Genomic DNA, 3,143 nt, shown 5'->3' with positions numbered 1-3,143 from the left:
AGGCGTGGCCCCGGCTGTAGCTGCCGGCCAGGTCGACCGTCGGCAGGTGGCCGGCACGCGCCTTCTCGGTCTCGAGCTTCGCGATGTCGTAGCCCAGTTGCGCGCGGCGCACGGTCGGCGCGGTGTCGGTCTGCGACACCCAGGCTTCGACGTTGTCCGGTGCCGTGGCCGGCAGCGCGACCGGGGTCGCCAGCGGCTTCGGCGTGACGCCGTCACGACCGACCAACTGGTCGAGCGCGATGCGCTTGGTGCGCAGGTCGTTGTCGGCCGCGATCTCCTGCGCCCGGGCCAGGTCGAAGCGCGCCTGCGCCTCGCGGGTGTCGGTGATGGTCGCGGTGCCGACCTCGAAGTTGCGCTTCGCCGAGGCCAGCTGCTCGGCGATCCCGTTCTTGTTGGCCTGTGCGGTGGCCAGCGCGTCCTGCGCCGCCAGCACGTCGAAATACGTCTGCGCGACGCGCACGATCAGCTCCTGCTCGGCGGTCTCCAGGTCGGCGCGCGAGACTTCGACACCCAGGTCGGCCTGGTCGATGGACTTGTCATTGGCGCGGTTGAACAGCGTCTGCGACGCGCTCAGCTCGCCCGTGGTCGAGGTGCCGGTCGAATCGCCGCTGGCCGGCGATTCGCTGTCGCTGCGGCCGGCCTGCAACTGGGCCTGGACCTTCGGCCGGCGCAGCGCATGCACCTGGTCGGCCCGGGACTGCGTCGACTCGGCCAGCGCCTTCGCCGCCAGGTAGGTCGCGTCGTAGCCGCGCGCCGTGTCGTAGAGCTCGGCGAGGCTTTGCGCCTGCGCGAAGGGCACGGCACCGAACAGGACGGCGCAGGCCAGCATCAGGCGGCTCGGCTTCGGCAAACGGGTCAGGGACACAGCGGACATGGGACGTTCCTTGCGGGATGGGTGATCAGGAATCAGTAGAGAGGCACCGACGCGTCGACCTCGCGCGACCACGCGTCGATGCCGCCGGCGATGTTGTACACGTCGGCATGGCCCTCGCGCTCGAGGAATGCGACGACCTGCAGACTTCGCATGCCGTGGTGACACAAACCCAGGATGGGCTGCGCCGCGTCGAGCTCGGCCAGGCGCTGCGGGATCTCGCGCATCGGGATGCAGACGGTGGGCACGCCCGGCACGGCGAGCGCGGCGGTCTGCACCTCCCACGGCTCACGCACGTCCAGGATCACCGGCCGGGTGTCGGGGCCGAAGCTCGCGAGGAGCGCGTGCACGTCGGTGACTCGAACCTGTTGCATGTCGCGGTGTGTCCTGTGCCGATCAGAAATGGAAGCGCGACGGCTCGTCGAAGCCCAGCAGCCGCGGCGCGACCGTGTCGAACAGCTCGACGCTGCGGAACTCGGCCTCGCCGACGCGCGTGACCAGCGTCGCGCGCATCACCGGCTCCTGGCCGACGATCGCGGCGAGGCGGCCGCCGACCTTCAGCTCGTTCAGCAGCGCCTGCGGCACCGCGGCGACCGAGCCCGACAGCAGGATCACGTCGAACGGACCGGCCGTCGGCAGCCGCTTCGAGCCGTCGCCCTCGACCACGTTGACGTTCGCGACCGCGGCGCGGCGCAGGTTCTCGGCGGCCAGGCGGGCCAGCTCGGGYACGATCTCCAGCGTGACCACCTGGCGCGCCTTGTGCGACAGCAGCGCGGCCATGTAGCCCGAGCCGGCGCCGATCTCCAGCACGCGCTCGTGGCGGCGCACGTTCAGTTCCTGCAGCAGCCGGGCCTCGACGCGCGGCGCCAGCATCTGCTGGCCGCCCGGCAGCGGCACCTCGGTGTCCATGAAGGCCATCGCGCGGTAGGCGGCGGGCACGAAATCCTCGCGCTTGATCACGCCCAGCAGCGTCAGCACGCCGGGGTCGAGCACGTCCCACGGGCGGATCTGCTGCTCGATCATGTTGAAGCGGGCTTGTTCGACGTTCATGGCGGCGTTCCTCCGGAAGCAGGCTGGGGTTGGGGCAAACCCGGCATTTTAGGGGGCGCCCACCTGCGTCTGGCCCATGTCGCGAGGTCGTCGAGATAGCAGTAGATGACGGGCACCACCACCAGCGTCAGCAGCGACGAGGTGATCACCCCGCCGATCACCGCCTGGCCCATCGGGGCGCGCTGCTCCGAGCCCTCGGACAGCGCGAACGCCAGCGGCACCATGCCGAAGATCATCGCGAGCGTCGTCATCAGGATCGGGCGCAACCGCACCTCGGCGGCATGCAGCAGCGCCTGCTCGCGGGTCATCGGCGGCTCGTCGTGGTCGAGCCCGTGCTCGCCGCGGTGCTCGCCGGCGCGCGAGCGGATCGCGAAATCCACCAGCAGGATCGCGTTCTTCGTCACCAGCCCCATCAGCATCACGATGCCGATGATGCTGAACATGTTCAGCGTCGAGCGGAACATCAGCAGCGCGAGCACCACGCCGATCAGCGTCAGCGGCAGCGAGCTCATCAGCGCGAGCGGCTGCAGGAAGCTGCGGAACTGGCTCGCGAGGATCATGTAGATGAACACCACCGCCAGTGCCAGCGCACCCACGGCGTACGCGAACGATTCGTTCATGTTCTTCGTCGAGCCGCCGAACACGTAGCGGTAGCCGGGCGGCCACGCGATGGTGTCGAGCGCGCGGCGGATGTCGGCCGACACGTCGCCGGAGCTGCGGCCGTAGGCGTTCGCGTCGATGTTGATCTCGCGGTTCAGGTCGCGCCGGTTGATCTGGTTCGGGCCGGTCGACGGCGTGATGTCGGCCACCTGCGACAGCCGCACCGAGCGCGCCGATCCGTCGGCCGCCGCGGCGACGTTGATCGGCAGGCGCTGCAGGTCTTCCAGCGTGTTGCGGCTGTCGGGCGCGAGGCGCACGTTCACGTCGTAGTTCTCGCCGTCGGGCGCACGCCAGTTGCCCACCGTGGTGCCGGCCACCAGCGTGCGCAGGCTGTTGGCGAGCGCGTTGACGTTCAGTCCGGCGTCGGAGGCGGCGTCGCGCTTCACGTCGATCGCGACGGTCGGCTTGTCGGGCTTCAGCGTGGTGTCGAGGTCGACCAGGCCGGGAATGGCGCGCAGCTTCACGTCGAGCTGGGCCRACAGCCGCGCGAGTTCGGCCAGGTCGGCGCCCTGGATCGAGAACTGCAGGCTCTTGCCGCCACCGAGGTCGGTCGGGCCGATGT

4 protein-coding genes are annotated in these 3,143 nt (G+C 70.1%); all 4 read right to left on the bottom strand.

What is annotated here, in order from left to right; translation table 11 throughout:
• Window positions 1-874: TolC family protein (locus AC1D15_RS24040; protein WP_477827951.1), on the bottom strand; the 874-nt coding region annotated here is incomplete at its 3' end.
• 32 nt (window positions 875-906) lie between these two features.
• Complete coding sequence (locus tag AC1D15_RS24035; RefSeq protein ID WP_477827950.1) at window positions 907-1,245, bottom strand: rhodanese-like domain-containing protein; 339 nt, start codon at window positions 1,243-1,245, stop codon at window positions 907-909.
• A 22-nt stretch (window positions 1,246-1,267) separates the two neighbouring features.
• On the bottom strand, window positions 1,268-1,921 hold the full coding sequence (locus AC1D15_RS24030) for a protein-L-isoaspartate O-methyltransferase family protein (RefSeq protein WP_477827949.1): 654 nt from the start codon (window positions 1,919-1,921) through the stop codon (window positions 1,268-1,270).
• The coding region (locus AC1D15_RS24025) for an efflux RND transporter permease subunit (RefSeq protein WP_477827948.1) at window positions 1,918-3,143 on the bottom strand (1,226 nt) is incomplete at its 5' end. The genes AC1D15_RS24030 and AC1D15_RS24025, both read right to left, overlap by 4 nt.

The sequence above is a fragment of the Rhizobacter sp. P2_H2 genome (assembly GCF_056403375.1).
Note: the sequence above shows the minus strand (reverse complement) of the source record. Positions and strands in the feature narration are given on the sequence as shown.

Bases quoted from the DNA above. Each gene is read 5' to 3' on its own strand.
- AC1D15_RS24035 (WP_477827950.1), bottom strand. From the start codon at position 1,245: ATGCAACAGGTTCGAGTCACCGACGTGCACGCGCTCCTCGCGAGCTTC.